The sequence below is a fragment of the Immundisolibacter sp. genome (genome assembly GCF_028696615.1).
Lineage (GTDB): Bacteria > Pseudomonadota > Gammaproteobacteria > Immundisolibacterales > Immundisolibacteraceae > Immundisolibacter.
The window spans coordinates 1-14,001 of sequence record NZ_JAQVGQ010000049.1; the positions used below are offsets into that span (position 1 = coordinate 1).

At 70.3% G+C, this 14,001-nt stretch carries 15 protein-coding genes; 3 read left to right on the forward strand and 12 right to left on the reverse strand.

What is annotated here, in order from left to right:
• Positions 1-73: 73 nt before the first annotated feature.
• The 7 genes from PHC73_RS05105 to PHC73_RS05135 form a co-directional block, all read right to left on the reverse strand.
• A complete protein-coding gene (locus PHC73_RS05105) occupies positions 74-826 on the reverse strand; it encodes a phosphate/phosphite/phosphonate ABC transporter substrate-binding protein (RefSeq protein ID WP_300125254.1) in 753 nt (250 codons plus the stop codon).
• Entirely contained in the window at positions 823-1,317 is a 495-nt protein-coding gene (locus tag PHC73_RS05110; protein WP_366949801.1) for a PAS domain-containing protein, read from the reverse strand. The genes PHC73_RS05105 and PHC73_RS05110 overlap by 4 nt, the downstream gene beginning before the upstream one ends.
• Before the next feature lie 73 nt (positions 1,318-1,390).
• Complete coding sequence (locus tag PHC73_RS05115) at positions 1,391-1,753, reverse strand: roadblock/LC7 domain-containing protein (protein ID WP_300125259.1); 363 nt, start codon at positions 1,751-1,753, stop codon at positions 1,391-1,393.
• 284 nt (positions 1,754-2,037) lie between these two features.
• Positions 2,038-2,685: a hypothetical protein gene (locus tag PHC73_RS05120; protein WP_300125261.1), complete on the reverse strand. Its 648-nt coding sequence runs from the start codon at positions 2,683-2,685 to the stop codon at positions 2,038-2,040.
• Positions 2,678-3,220, reverse strand: a complete 543-nt coding sequence (locus PHC73_RS05125) for an ATP/GTP-binding protein (RefSeq protein ID WP_300125263.1) — start codon at positions 3,218-3,220, stop codon at positions 2,678-2,680. The genes PHC73_RS05120 and PHC73_RS05125 overlap by 8 nt, the downstream gene beginning before the upstream one ends.
• A 7-nt stretch (positions 3,221-3,227) precedes the next feature.
• Positions 3,228-4,445: a hypothetical protein gene (locus PHC73_RS05130; RefSeq protein WP_300125265.1), complete on the reverse strand. Its 1,218-nt coding sequence runs from the start codon at positions 4,443-4,445 to the stop codon at positions 3,228-3,230.
• A complete protein-coding gene (locus PHC73_RS05135) occupies positions 4,442-5,215 on the reverse strand; it encodes a tetratricopeptide repeat protein (RefSeq protein ID WP_300125268.1) in 774 nt (257 codons plus the stop codon). Before PHC73_RS05135 ends, PHC73_RS05130 begins: the two co-directional genes overlap by 4 nt.
• A 263-nt stretch (positions 5,216-5,478) precedes the next feature.
• On the opposite strand from PHC73_RS05135, the gene PHC73_RS05140 reads away from it, so the two are divergent.
• The 3 genes from PHC73_RS05140 to PHC73_RS05150 are packed head-to-tail and all read left to right on the forward strand — an operon-like array spanning position 5,479 to position 8,379.
• Positions 5,479-6,477 (forward strand): amidohydrolase family protein, encoded by a 999-nt coding sequence (locus PHC73_RS05140; protein WP_300125271.1) that lies wholly within the window; start codon positions 5,479-5,481, stop codon positions 6,475-6,477.
• On the forward strand, positions 6,470-7,471 hold the full coding sequence (locus PHC73_RS05145; RefSeq protein WP_300125273.1) for a hypothetical protein: 1,002 nt from the start codon (positions 6,470-6,472) through the stop codon (positions 7,469-7,471). The genes PHC73_RS05140 and PHC73_RS05145 overlap by 8 nt, the downstream gene beginning before the upstream one ends.
• On the forward strand, positions 7,468-8,379 hold the full coding sequence (locus tag PHC73_RS05150; RefSeq protein WP_300125275.1) for a bile acid:sodium symporter family protein: 912 nt from the start codon (positions 7,468-7,470) through the stop codon (positions 8,377-8,379). The genes PHC73_RS05145 and PHC73_RS05150 overlap by 4 nt, the downstream gene beginning before the upstream one ends.
• An 18-nt stretch (positions 8,380-8,397) precedes the next feature.
• Here the strand turns inward: PHC73_RS05150 and PHC73_RS05155 are convergent, their stop codons facing one another.
• The 5 genes from PHC73_RS05155 to PHC73_RS05175 all read right to left on the reverse strand — a co-directional run bounded on the left by PHC73_RS05155 (position 8,398) and on the right by PHC73_RS05175 (position 13,732).
• Positions 8,398-9,168 carry a glucose 1-dehydrogenase gene (locus PHC73_RS05155; RefSeq protein ID WP_300125277.1) on the reverse strand — a complete coding sequence of 257 codons (771 nt, stop codon included), beginning with the start codon at positions 9,166-9,168 and terminating at the stop codon, positions 8,398-8,400.
• 205 nt (positions 9,169-9,373) lie between these two features.
• Positions 9,374-10,351, reverse strand: a complete 978-nt coding sequence (locus tag PHC73_RS05160; RefSeq protein ID WP_300125280.1) for an aldo/keto reductase — start codon at positions 10,349-10,351, stop codon at positions 9,374-9,376.
• Positions 10,352-10,449: 98 nt separating this feature from the next.
• The gene (locus PHC73_RS05165) at positions 10,450-11,982 is read right to left on the reverse strand and encodes a M14 family metallocarboxypeptidase (RefSeq protein ID WP_300125283.1); all 1,533 of its coding nucleotides are present in this window, start codon (positions 11,980-11,982) and stop codon (positions 10,450-10,452) included.
• Between the two features lie 62 nt (positions 11,983-12,044).
• A complete protein-coding gene (crcB, locus tag PHC73_RS05170; RefSeq protein WP_300125286.1) occupies positions 12,045-12,416 on the reverse strand; it encodes a fluoride efflux transporter CrcB in 372 nt (123 codons plus the stop codon).
• On the reverse strand, positions 12,413-13,732 hold the full coding sequence (locus tag PHC73_RS05175; RefSeq protein WP_300125288.1) for a replication-associated recombination protein A: 1,320 nt from the start codon (positions 13,730-13,732) through the stop codon (positions 12,413-12,415). The genes crcB and PHC73_RS05175 overlap by 4 nt, the downstream gene beginning before the upstream one ends.
• Positions 13,733-14,001: the final 269 nt, after the last annotated feature.

Here is a 14,001-nt window from a genome sequence, read left to right on the forward strand (position 1 = left end):
TACCGGCCGACCGGCCAGCCGCGCCATCTGCAGCCGTGGCTGGCCACCGTGTGGCGGCGCCCGTCGGGTGCCGTCACGCCTTCAGGGTGTCCATCAAATCGATCATGAACTCGGTGTCCTCTGCGGCTACCGACTCCCAGGCCGTGAAGCCGAGCTCGTCGAGCACCCGACGGCCGTTCGGGTCATCGGCCATGCCGAGCACTGCGGCGCCAAGCTCCTCACGTAGCGCAGCCAGTCGCGGGCCGACCAGCAGTACGTGGCGGATGTCGTCGATTTCGCTGCGCACCAGGGGCCGCAACTGCTCGCGCACCGGTCGGGACAGATCCTCGAAGGCGTCGGCCAGGAAAAAGCCCACGTCCGCCCGCCCGTCCAGCAGCGATTTGGCCACCAGCGGGTAACTGCCGACGGTGGTGATGTCGAGGTTCTGCGCGCCGAGGTCGGCCGGCTCGAGCAGGATCATGCCGATCAGGCGCACGTCCGGGTCGTCGGTGCATGCCAGGCGGCTGCCGGGCTGCAAGTCCTCGACCGTTTGCGCCGTGGCGCCGGCCGGCACCACCACGCAGCACTCGTCGGACTTGCCGTGCGCACGGCACACCGGCACGAAGCCCTTCTCGCGCACCAGCATGGCCGCATCGAAGGGATTGGCGTAGATGATGTCGACCCGGTCGGCGGCGATCGCCTGCCTTTGGCTGGCGAAGTCCTGATACAGCTCCAGATGAATCGACGCATCGAGCGCTTTCTGCAGCCAGGTATTGAAGATGAACCAGCCGGGCATGCGCTTTGGCGAGAAATCGGGGCTCACCGTCATCTGGTAGGTGGCGGTCATGCTGCGTTCTCCGCGGCGCGCAATTGCGCATACAGTTCCATGGCTTCGGCGATGGCCCGCCGCGAGGGTTTGCGACGCACCGAGGTGTAGCCGACCACCCGCCCGTCGCGCACGTTGGGAATCACCGTGGCATACACCCAGTAATAGGCGCCGTCCCGGCGCAGGTTTTTGACATAGCCGTGCCAGATTCGCCCGGCCGTGATGTCGTCCCACAGACCCTTGAACGCGGCAGCCGGCATATCCGGATGGCGCAGGATGCTGTGCGGGGCGCCGATCAATTGCTCGCGGGTATAGCCGGACATGGCCACGAACGACCGGTTGCAGTGAGTGATGATTCCGGACGGGTCGGTGCACGAGACGATCAGACGGCCGTCCGGGTAGGGCACCTCACGGTCCGTGACGAGGACCGTACGTTTGCCAATCCCGAACAGGTCGAGGGTTTGCGTGCGGTAGTCCCCCTCGACATCGGCCGGATTCATATCCGTGAGCATCGCTTTTCCCCTGGAAAATTCTCGTCCTGTGGAGTTGTTGAACAAATCGGCGCTCCCTGTCGGCTGCCGGCATTCAGATGAGCTTGGCGATGCTCTCTGCCGCCCGCTTCACGTCCAGGAAGATCAGTCCCAGCTTGGCATTGGGTTTGGCGATGATGGTCAGCACCGCTTCTTTGCCGGCATAGGTCATGAGCACGTATCCGCTGTCGCCCTTGACCAGTACTTGCTCCAGGGTGCCGCGGGCGAGCTCCTTGGAGGTGCGATCACCCAGCGACAGCATGGCGGCGCTCATGGCACCCACCCGGTCCTGGTCCATGTCTGCCGGCAGCAGGGTGGCCATGGTCAGGCCGTCCGTCGAGATGACGGCCGACGCCTCGATGTCCGCCGAGGTGCCGTTCAGTTCCTTCAGGATCGATGTCAGCATGTCTGCGCGCATTGTTTTGTCTCCTGTGAATGACGAAATAAATGGGCATGTTAGGAACTGATTATGTATTCAGAAGTTCCTCCGGCGCAGGATGTCGCGGCCAGAATCGAGGGCGTAATCCCTTGATTCATTGAGCACCGCCCGGGCATGCACCGCGCGACGGCGAGCTGAAAATCCATGGACGGAATTTTTCAGTCTTTTCTTTCGGAAGCGCGAAATAAATCAGCGGTTTCTTGACCAGCTCCTTGTTGGACTGCAGCCGGCTCTTCAGGGATACCGAGCGGTGCGAGGTGTGATCAGCTATTTCTGCCATGAACGGCCAGTCGCTTGACCAGCAGCCATACCAGATCGATCAGCGCCGGGCGGTTCAGGCGCGGCTGTCCGGCCACCACCAATACCAGGCGCTGCGAGCCGACATGCAGCGGCCAGAAGCCGAGATCGGCGTTGCCGCCGCTGTTGACCAACGCCCAGGCCGATGTGCCGAGCCCCAGATTGCCGCGCAGCAGGCCCTGGTAATGCTCACCGACCTGGGCGAGCTGGGCCGACAAGCCGGCCAGCTCTTCGGCGGTTTCGTGGTGAAAGCCGTGGCTGGCGAGGTAAAAACCTTGGCCATCCGCCAGCAGGGCTTTGTGGGGGCCGGCCAGTTCGGCCAGGATTTCCGGCAGGACGTTTTCCAATGCGGCGCCGGCCAGCTGGCGCGGTTCGCGCAGGCCCTGCACCAAATGCATGGACTGCAGGCGATATAGCTGTTCGAGGGCCGCCTCGCCCTGCAGTCCGGTCAGCGCCTCGAGGTTGCGTTGGTTCAGCGCCGGACTGCGGTCTTCGCGCAGCAGGTTCAGCACGATTTGCTGCGTGCGCTCCACCTGCGGGCGGGCGACGGCATAGAAAGCGCCGCCGGGCGTCGGCGCCAGATAAAGGCCCGGTACGAGTTGGTAGTCAGACATGGTCGACGATGCCCGGATCGATGCAGTAAAGGAGCGCCTCGACGAGTGTCGCCACGTCTTCGCGGCGCCGCGCGTCGACCTCGAAAACCGGCGCGCTGTAACCGAGCGCCCGCAATTGGTCGCTGTAATCCGGGATGCCGGGCGCCGGTCGCTCATCCATGAAGGTGATGCCCACGACCAAGCGCGTGCGGTCCACGAATTTGCGAAACGCGTTCAGAAAGAACAGCAGGTCGTTGAAGGGTTTCGGACGGCTGTTGTCGAGCAACAACACCAGCCCGAGCCCGCCCTGGGTGAGGATGTCCCACATGAAGTCGAAGCGTTCCTGACCCGGTGTGCCGAACAGGTGGACCCGCCCGCCGCCGTCCAGGTTCATGACGCCGTAGTCCATGGCCACCGTGGTATTGGGCTTGCGCCGAGCGGTCATGTCGGTGGCCATTTCGTCGGTGCGGACGATGGGGATGTCGCTGAGTGTGGCGATGGCCGTGGTTTTTCCGGCGCCGACCGGGCCGGTGAAAATGATTTTGTGCTCTGGCATGTGGGGCTCAGCGTAGCAGTTTGAGTTTGCGCAGCAGGCCGCCGATGAGGCTGCGTTTCTCTGCGGACGGCGTCGCGGCGGTCGGCGCTGGCGCCGTGTCGCGACGCGATTCCGTGCGCACCAGGTCGAGCGCCAGGCAGGCGCTGTACAGCGCGTACACGTACCGCTCGGGTACGCCCAGCAGCGCGCTGGTCTGCCGTAATGCCACCGGTCGCTGGCTCCACAGGGCGGCGATTTGCATGGCGTGCGGCGGGATCGGCAGACGCGTGAAGTTCGGCCAGCGCCGCAGCCAGACCACCGCCGTCGGGTCGGTGCCCCAGGGCAGGCGCCCGCGTGCGCAGCGCAGCGCCACACCCCACAGCAGCTCATCGGCATCGCATGCGCCGGCGAGCCCCGGCCCGGGGTGGTCGCTGGCCGGTGCGGGACGCAGCACCAGGTCGTCGCCGACGGTCGGCTCATCGCACAGCAGGGCGAGCTCGCGCTCGGTGGCGTTCACGAGGGCGTGCCGGCCGTTCGAGAACAGCACGACGCCGTTGCCGCGGTGGTCGACCCACACCGGATCGTCGTACTGCAGCGCCCGCGCGCGGGCTTTTTGCAGGACGCCCTGCAGCGCCCGTTGCGGGTCATAGAAGTCGAGCCGGCCGGTGTCTGCATCGCCGGGGTGGGCGCCGTGTGGCGTGCCGTAGCAGGCTTCGAGGTCGCGCGTCAGATCGAAGGCGGGCGTGCGGTGGCGTGGCGGTGTCGGTGCGGCCGTGGTCTTTGGGCTGGGCTGCTGCGGCAGGGCAGCCGTCGCGTCGGCTGCCGGGGATGGTGCGGCATGCGACGGTGGCGGGGCGTCGGTTGGCGGCGCCTGGCGGTCCAAGTCTTCGCGTACCCGGTCGATGGCGGCGGTCAGGTCGCCGGCTTGCAGGGGTTTTCTCACCCACACGGCGCCGTCGAGGGTCTGCTCGCTGACTGACAGCACGATTGCCGGCCCGGCAAAACGCGCCCGCAGGTCCTGCCAGACGGCCGCCGCGTCGATGCCGTCGAGGTCGACGATGGCTAGCCGTGGCTGGGTCTGGTCGTGTTCGGTCACCAGCCGGCCGCGGTCGCGCGCCGGTCCGGCGAAGAACAGTTCGAGCAGGGCGCGCATGCGGGTGTCCAGGCCCGCCAGTACGATCGGCAGTGGCGCCGGGATGGCCCGCGCTGGCCGGTCGCCGGCAGGGGAGGGGTGGGCGTCGTTCATGCGTGTCTGGCCTGCGTTGGCGCCGGGGCCGGCCCGAGGTCGACGACGTCCACGACCTCCAGGCCGGCCCACTGATCGAGTGATTCACCCAGCGCCCGCAGCAGGCGCGGATACATGGCGGCCAGGCGGGCGTTGTCGCGGGTATGTCGATAAATTTCCAGCAAGGCGGCCGCCGCTTCGGCGTCGTCCGGGTCCGTGCGCAAAGCCGTCTCGAGGGTGTCGCGGGCGGCGTCGAGGTCGCCATACTCGAGATGGGCGCGCGCCAGCTCGAGCGCGTTCGGCGCCGCGGCGGGCCGGTGGTTTTCGAGCAGGCGCACCACTTCGCGCACGCCGCCGTAGCCGAGCGACAGCAGCGAGCCGGTCAGTGCGCCGGCGGTTTCGCTCCAGGGCTCGAGCCCGCCGTCGAGATGACGTTCCAGCAGGTCCCATTGCTGCGGCGTCAGCCGCGCCGCGGCGAAGCGCAGCAGCCGGCGCTTGAGCGCCTCGCCCTGGTCGCGCAGCACCATGAACAGATCGGCCAGGGCACCGGTCAGCTCGGCGGGTTCTGCGCTGTCGATCAGCACCAGAATGCGCCGCACGTGGCTCAGCAGGTCGGCCGGGTTGGCCAGGATGCGGTGACTCATGAGCCTGAGCGCCGCTTCGGGCGACGGCAGTTCGGGCAGCGTCAGGTGCCAGCCTTCGCGCAGGTGAAAGCAGGGGTCGGCCGGCGACGGCTCGGCCGGACGGGGTGGCCCCGCGTCGCGGTGGTGGTCGATCATGATGACGTCCACAGGTCGTCACCTCCGGGCAAGCCGGGCTGGACTGGTCAAAAACACCGGCGGTGGCCGGACCCGTGGGGGGGCGGCAGACGCGACCGTCGCGGTGTGTTCCCGGTCGGCGCGTCCGTCTGATCTATGTGCTTATCGGCGCCGCGAGCGGTGACTTGATACCCTGCCGGAAAAATTTGCCGCGCCAAAGAGGCGTCGACCGAGTCGGCGCTCGCGTTTTGGGGCGGGATGCTGCGGCGCGCACTCAAGTCCACAAGGGAGGAACGATGCCGATCGATTGCTTCACCCACGTCATGCCGCCGCGCTTCTACGCCGCGCTCAAGCGCAAGATGACCGGTCCGGACTACCTGGGCGGCCTGCTCGAATCCATGCCACAGCTGGCCGACCTGCCGGCGCGCTTGGACGTGATGGACCGCCACCGCGTGCAGGCGCAGGTGATCACGCTGTCGTCGCCGCCGATCGAAATCGCCGTCGGTGACCCCGCCACGGCGGCGGACCTCGCGCGCCTGGCCAACGACGAGATCGTCGCCATGGCGGCGCAGCACCCGGGGCGCTTCATTCCGGTCGGCACGGTGGCCATGAACGAGCCGGCGCACATGGCGCGCGAGGCCGAGCGCTGCATCACTGAGCTCGGCATGAAGGGCGTGCTGATCTATTCCTCGGCCGCCGGCGTGCCGCTCGACCGGCCGGAGTTTCGCGATTTCTTCGCCGTGATGGCGGCGCACGACTTGCCCGTGTGGCTACACCCGGCGCGCGGCGCGGGCCAGCCCGACTACCGCGGCGAGGATCACTCGAAGTACTGGATCTGGCAGGTGTTCGGCTGGCCGTACGAGACCACCGCCGCCATGACGCGCCTGGTGTTCGACGGCCTGTTCGACCGCCACCCGGACATCAAGATCATCACCCACCACGCGGCGGCCATGGCGCCGGCGTTCTCGGCCCGCATCGACGCCATCTACGGCCAGCCGAACATGCCGGAGATCCGCGCCGCGGCCGAAAAACTGGCGCGTCCGGCCAACGAGTACTTTCGTCTGTTCTACGGCGACACGGCGCTGATGGGCGCGGTCGGCGGCCTCGCCGCGGCCTACGAATTCCTCGGCCCCGAGCGGCTGCTGTTCGGCACCGACGCGCCCTTCGACGGGACGGGCGGCGAGGACTTCACCCGCGACACGCTGTTCAGCGTCGCGGCGCTGGCCGTGCCGGCGGCGCAGAAAGAACAGATGCTGTCCGGCAACGCGCGGCGGCTGATGAAGCTGGATGGTTGAAGGCACGCCGCTGCCGGCGGCGCTGCGGCCGCACGCCGCGCCCTGCCGGCACTGGGACGAGGCCACCGTGCACCGGCGCCTCACGGCCGATCCGGCCGGTTACCTCGCGTTTGCGCGTGGTTATCTCGAGGACCTTGCCGCCGGCCGCGCACGCGTGCAGATGCCGCCCAAGCTGGTGCTGGACGACCCACCGGATGACCGGGGCGGCGGCGATTTCCGTCTGATGCCGTGCGTGCTGCGCGGGCCGCTGGGTACGCTCAAGACGGTCAAGATCATCGGCACCAACCGCGCCCAGCGCCTGCTGCCGGGGCAGATCACGGTCGGCGAGCTGCTGGTGCTGGATGGCGCCGAGCAGTGCGTGACCGAGCGCTTCGAGGCGTGTCTGTTGTCGTCGGCGCGCACGGGCCTGGTGGCGGCGCTGGCGCTCATGGCGCTGGCGCCGGATGTGCGGCGCATCAGCATCGTCGGCGCCGGGCGGGTGGGTTACTACGCGGCGATTTACTGCGCCGCCGCGCAGCCGCTGGCGCGGATCGAGCTGGTCGATGCCGATGCGCGGCGCGCCGCCGGCACCGCGCAGGCGCTGCGCGATGCCGGGTTGCCGTGCCGGGCGGCGGCGGTGGCCGACCCGGCCTGCGATGCCTGGCTGCTCGCCACCACCAGCACGCGCCCATTCTGTGCCCCGCCGCCGGCGGCGCCGGAGGTGGTGCTGAGTCTCGGCGCCGATGCCGCGGCCCAGCGCGAGCTCACCTGCGCCTGGGCTGGCCGCGCCGCGCTGTGGGTGGATTCGGCCGACGCGGTGAATTACGGCGACCTGCTCGCCTGGCGCCGGGCGGGCCTGATCGATGACACCGCGCCGCCGGACCTCGTGGCGCTGCTGGCGCAGCCGCCCGCGGCCGGGCCGTGGCGGCTGTTCGTCAGCACCGGCTGCGCGCTGTACGACAACCTCACCGCCGCCTACCTGCTGGGCGGCGCGCCATGGGTGGAATCACCTTGAAATCGACCCTGTCCGAGGCCCTGTTTGCGACCGCCGCGTTGCTGCTCGCCTGTGCCGCGGCGTGGCTGGCGCCGCAGGCGTTCGTGCCGCTGAAGCCGCTGATCACGCCGGCGCTGGGTCTCGTCATGTTCGGCATGGGGCTCACGCTGACCGGCGCGCAGCTTGCGGCGGTGCTGCGCCACCCGCGCTGGCTGCTGCTCGGCATCGGCCTGCAGTTTGTGATCATGCCGACGCTGGCGTTTGTCATCGCCGGGCGGCTCGGGTTGTCGGCGCCGCTGGCGGCGGGGCTGATCCTGGTCGGCGCCTGCCCGGGCGGCACGGCGTCGAACGTGATGACGTATCTGGCGCGCGGCGACGTGGCGCTGTCGGTGGCGATGACGGCGGCCTCGACGCTGATCGCGCCGCTGGCGACGCCGTGGCTGACGCTGTGGCTGGCCGGCGCGCGGGTGGACGTGCCGGCGCTCGCCATGCTGGCCGAGATCCTGCGCATCGTGCTGCTGCCGGTGCTGGCCGGCATGTTGCTGCGCTGGTGTCTGGAAGGCGTGGCGCGGCGTCTGGCGCGCTGGCTGCCGGGTCTGGCCATGCTGCTGGTGGCGCTGATCGTCGCCATCATCCTGGCGCTGAATCGTCCCCGGCTGGCCGCCACCGGCACGCTGGTGGCCGGCGCGGTGGTGTTGCACAACGGGCTCGGCTTCGTGCTGGGCTATGTCGGCGCGGCGCTCGGTGGCGCCCGGCCGGCGCAGCGGCGGGCCATCGCCATCGAGGTTGGCATGCAGAACTCCGGCCTCGCCACGGCGCTGGCGCTGAAGTTCCTGCCGCCGCTGGCGGCGCTGCCGGCGGCGCTGTTCTCGGTGTGGCAGAACCTCGCCGCGCTGGGGCTGGCCGCCGTGTGGCGGCGCAGGCGGTGAGGCGGCGCTTGGCGGCGGTCAGTCCACGCGCGGCCGGTTGGTGGCCAGATGCCGGCCGCCGTCGAGCGGCAGCACCGCACCGGTGATCCAGCGGCTCATCGGCGAGGCGAAAAACAGCACCGCGTCGGCCACGTCGTCCGGCCGGCCGTTGCGCCCCAGCGGGTGCACGCCGGCGAAGGTCTGCAAAAACGCCGCCTGTCGCTCGGCCGGCACGGCGCCCTGCAGCAGCTCGGTGTCCTCCACCACGCCCGGGCAGATCACGTTGACGCGGATGCCGTGGGCGGCCTCTTCCATGGCCAGCACCTGCGAGATGTGCCGCAGCGCGCGCTTGGCGGCGCCGTAGGCGGCGGCACCGGGAAAGGCGTGTTCGCCGGCGATGGAGGCGATGTTGACGATGCTGCCGCCGGCGGCGCGCATGAACGGCAGCGCCGCCGCCATCAGCCGGCGCGGCCCCCAGCAGTTGACGTCCATCAGCGACTGCCAGTGTGCCTCGTCGGCCTGCTCGAACGGCGCAAAGCGCATCACGCCGGCGTTGTTGACCACGATGTCGATGCGCCCGCCGCCGAACTCGGCCGCCGCCTTGGCCAGCGCCTGCACCTGCGCCGGCACCGTGACGTCGGTCGGCACCACCCGCGTGCGCGCGCCGAGCTGGCTGGCGGTTTCCTCGAGTTTTTCGCGCCGGCGGCCGGCCAGCACCACGCGCGCGCCTTCGGCATGCAGACGGGCGGCGATGGCGCGGCCGATGCCGGTGCCGGCGCCGGTGACGATGGCGGTTTTGTCGTTCAGCATGGGGCTTTCTCCGTTACTGGGTCAGGGATGCGTTGATGTGCGCCGGGCGAGCCGAAAAATTCCAGGGAGGGAATTTTTCGGCATGCCAAGGGGGCGGGGATGCCCCCTTCGCGACCGGCGACGCAGTTGCCGGTCGGCGGAGCCCGGTGCGGGCGTGTACCGCGCCGGGCGAGCCGAAAAATTCCAGGGAGGGAATTTTTCGGCATCAACGAAACGACGCCAGGTCCGGTTCCGCCTGCCAGTGCGGTAGCACGGGCCCCAGCAGTTCGTCGAGTGCGGCGCGGTCGTCGGCACCGAGCCGCCATTGCCCGGCGGCGACGTTGGCCTCGAGCTGCCGGGGATTCATCACGCCGGCGATGACGCTGCTGACCGCGGGCTGCGACAGCAGCCAGGCGAAGGCCAGGTCGAGCAGACCGTGACCGCGGGCGGCGGCGAACTCGCTGAGCGCCGCCAGCAGCCGTTCGTTGTGCGGCGTGCGCAGACGGTTGACGGTGGGGCTGCCGGCGGCGCCGCGGCTGCCGGCCGGGGCCGGCTCGCCGGGCCGGTACTTGCCGCTCAAAAGGCCCGCGGCGAGCGGGAAGTAGGGCAGAAAGCCGACGCCGGCGTGCTCGCAAAACGGCAGCAGTTCGAGCTGCGCGCCGCGCACCAGCAGGCTGTACTGGTGCTGCGCGGTGGCAAACGCCGGCAGGTCGTAGCGGGCCGCCACGCCGAGCGCCTCGGCATGGCGCCAGGCGGCATGGTTGCACTGGCCGATGTGGCGCACCTTGCCCTCGCGCAGCAGCGGCGCGAAGGCTTCGAGGATGGCCTGTGCCGGCACCTGCGCGGCCGGGAAGTGCAGCTGCAGCAGGTCGATGTAGTCGGTACGAAGGCGCCTGAGGCTGGTCTCGCAGTGAGCGCGGATGCGCTGCGCCACCGTCTCGCCGTCGGCCAGGTTCAGTAAGTGGCACTTGGTGGCCAGGATCACCTCGTGCCGCCGCCCGGCCAGCGCCGTGCCGAGGTACTCCTCGCTCCTGCCGTCGTTGTAGATGTGGGCGGTGTCGATGAAGTTGACGCCGAGCTCGAGTGCCCGGTGCACGGTGGCGATGCTCGACGCCAGCTCCTGCCGCGGCGGGCCGAACACGTTGCCGCCGAGGCCGACCGCCGAAACCTCAAGGCCGGTGTTGCCGAGTGGCCGGTATTGCATTTGCTTTATCTCCTTGGGATTTCGGCGCGGCGATGGGGTGGCGCGACGAGGCCGCTGGCGGCACATGCTGCGACCTGCGCGGCGCGGCGGCAACCACCTCAACGCGGTCCGCCGGCGCTGTGGTAGACGAAAAACGCCTCGCCCGGCTGCAGCCAGGCGCCGTAGTCCGGGTAGCGGAACACCGAGCTCGGCGAGCGCGGGTCGAGCAGCAGCAGCGCCGTGAGCCCCCCGGGTGGAGCGAGATCGATGTCGAGGCTGCCGGGCGGCAGGTCGACGGTGCGGCGCGTGGTGTTTGCCGTCGGCAGCCGGGCCAGTCGCGTCGGGCGCTGGTCGAAACGGTTGACCCGCACGCTGGCGCGGCGCGCCCGGCTGAGCACGCGGTAGCGGATCAGGTGGCGGTCCAGCAGTTCGGCGAGCGCCGCGGTGTGGGCGGTCACGTACAGCCGGGCGGGGAATGGCACCCGATCGGCGCTGACCACGCGCCGGTGGTCGGCGAACACCACCGGCTCGCGCAGGCGCGAGTCGAGCCGGCGCAGCGGCAGGGTGACGGTGGGGTGCGCCGGGTCCGGCGCGTAACCGGCGAACAGCGCCAGCCGCGTCGGCGGCCGCGGCGCGCCGGTGCGCGCCAGGATGGCCGCCCGGCGCGCCTGCACCTCGGCCAGGACGGCGCGGATGCACAGCATCTGGCGCTGTACGCGCACGGCGATGTTGCGGTAGCTGTCGAAGCGGTCGTGGTGCGGGTCGAGCTTGGTTTCGATGAGCAGCGACAAGGCGCCGGTCGCCGCCGCGGTGTTGCGGAAATTGCGCAGCGTGAGCCCGCCGTGGGTGACCGGCTGGCGCGTGCTGGTGATCTCGCCGATGTAGCGCTGCGCCGGCAGGCCGCCGGCCGTGATGCGCGTGAGCAGCGCCGGCAGCAGCGCATCGCGCGCCAGCGTGCGCACGGCGGCCGGCAGCGCCGGGTTGTTGCCGATCTCGACCTGGGCGTCGAAGTCGGTCAGATACCCCTCGCGCGCCAGCGACTGGCGCTTCAGCACCGCCGACTCGTGCAGATCCACCACCACCTGCGGCGCGTAGCGGTGCAGCGCTTGCACCAGCGCGCGGCTCTCGGGCTGCGTGAGCAGCACGAAGTCGGTGTTGATGTTGACGCGGTTGGCGTTCGAGCGCCGGCGCAGGTCGCGACCGTCGGGGTTGGCGTTCGGGATGAGGATCACCTCCAGCGTGTCGAGCAGCGGGCGCAGGTCGCCGCCGATCAGCTCGCGCGCGGCCTCGAGCAGCGCCTCGCCGCCGGCGGGCTCGGCGCCGCCGTGCTGCGAGCCGACCAGCAGCACCTTAAGACGTGCCGCGCTGCCGGTGGCAAGGCGCAGCGCCTCGATCGGACGGCCCTGCACGCTGTGGCCGACGACGTCCGTGTGCGCCAGCGCCGGCGCCGACTCGACCAGACGGTCGAGGTAGGCGGCGATGTCGTCGCTGCGGCTGTAGCGCGTGTAGCCGGCCGCTTCGAGCGGTGGCGTCGGCGGCGCCGCCGACGCCCGCATGGCGGCCAGCAGCATGAGACAGACGGCCAGCGCCCGGCGCGCCGCCGCGGGCGGCTGGCGGCTCAGGGTTTGTGAAGAAATGCGCATGCTGCGCATGTCTTGCGTCGCCCGTCCGGCCATCCCTGGCCGGCCTCGGAGCTTGAAAAACTCACACGCTCTCAGGCGGCGAGCCGCGCGCCGGCCCACACCGCCGCCAGGCATAGCGCCAGATGCAGGCCGACGTTGAGCGCCGCCGCGGCCGGGCGCTGCTGGGCCAGCACCAGCGTCTCGCCGGCAAAGGCGGAAAAGGTGGTGAAACCGCCGAGCACGCCGCTCATGAGTCCGGCGCGCCACGGCTCGCCGAGCAAGCCGCGCTGCACCAACAGCGTGAGCGCCACACCCATCAGGAAGGAACCGGCCACGTTGACGGTGAGCGTGCCGTAGGGAAACGCCCGGCCAAGCGCCGCGGCGATGCCGGTCACGGCCAGATAGCGGGCGATCGAACCGAGTGCCCCGCCGAGGGCCACCGCCGCGACCATGCCGCCGTTCACTGTTCGCCGGCCTCGCGGTCGCGCGCGCGCAGCTCCGCGAGATGCTCGGCAAGCCGCCGTTCGAGACCCCGCCCGCTCGGCTGGTAGTAGCGCCGGTCCGGCATCTCGTCCGGGAAGTAGCGCTCGCCGGCGGCATACGCGCCCGCTTCGTCGTGGGCGTAGCGGTAGCCCTTGCCGTAGCCGAGCTGCTTCATGAGCCGGGTGGGCGCGTTTCGGATGCGCAGCGGCGGCGGCAGCGAGCCGAAGCGCCGCGCGTCCGCCATGGCAGCGTCGAATGCCGTGTAGACGGCGTTGCTCTTGGGTGCGCAGGCCAGATACGTCACCGCCTGCGCAATCGCAAGCTCGCCTTCCGGCGAGCCCAGGCGCTCGTAGGTGTCGCAGGCATCGAGCGCCAGCGCGAGCGCGCGCGGGTCGGCAAGACCCACGTCTTCGCTGGCCATGCGCAGCACGCGCCGGGCGATGTACAGCGGCTCGCAGCCGCCGTCCAGCATGCGCGCCAGCCAGTACAGCGCCGCGTCCGGAGACGAACCGCGCACCGCCTTGTGCAGGGCCGAGATCTGGTCGTAGAAGGCCTCGCCGCCCTTGTCGAAGCGCCGCCAGCTCTCGCCGGCCAGCTCCTTGAGCACCGCTTCATCGATGACGCCGTCCGGCGCGATGTCGGCGGCCAGTTCCAGCAGGCCCAGCAGGCGGCGCGCGTCGCCGTCGGCCATGGCGGCGAGCGTCGGGCGCAGTTCGGTCGGAAAGCTGAGGTGAAGCGCGCCGAGGCCGCGTTCGGTGTCCGTGAGCGCCCGCTCGATCAGCGCCAGCAGATCGGCCTCGGTGAGCGGGCGCAGCACGTACACCCGCGCGCGGGACAGCAGCGCGTTGTTGAGCTCGAACGACGGGTTCTCGGTGGTGGCGCCGATCAGCGTGACGGTGCCGTCCTCCACGTGCGGCAACAGCGCGTCCTGCTGGGCGCGGTTCCAGCGGTGCACCTCGTCCACGAACAAAATGGCGCGCCGCCCGGCGGCCACGGCGTGACGGGCGCGCTCGACCGCCTCGCGGATTTCCTTGATGCCGGCCAGCACGGCCGACAGCGTGAAGAACTCGGCCCGGGTGTGCGCGGCCAGCACGCGCGCCAGTGTGGTCTTGCCGGTGCCGGGCGGGCCCCAGAAGATCATCGAGCGCGGCAGGTCGGCCTCGATGGCCACGCGCAGCGGCTTGCCCGGTCCCAGCAGGTGCGGCTGACCCAGCACCTCGTCCAGCGTGCGCGGGCGCAGCCGATCGGCCAGTGGTCGGCCGGCGGCGGGGGTGGAGTCGAACAGGTCGTCGGCCATGTGCGCGCCTGGTGAAGTGCCGATCAACTCGACGGCGCCCGTCCGGGGCAGGATGCCCCGGCCTGCATCCAGGGCCCAGACCCTGGATGCAGGGAGCGCAGCGCGGGCCTGAACCGCGCGGATGCGAGCTGAAAAATTCCATGAATGGAATTTTTCAGCATGTCCTATCGCCCGGACGCCGGTGGCGCGGCGCGGATCACGTCCACGCCGGGCGGCGGGCTGAAACGAAAGCGCGCCGCTGGCACCGGCACGTTGCGCTGGATGTCGGT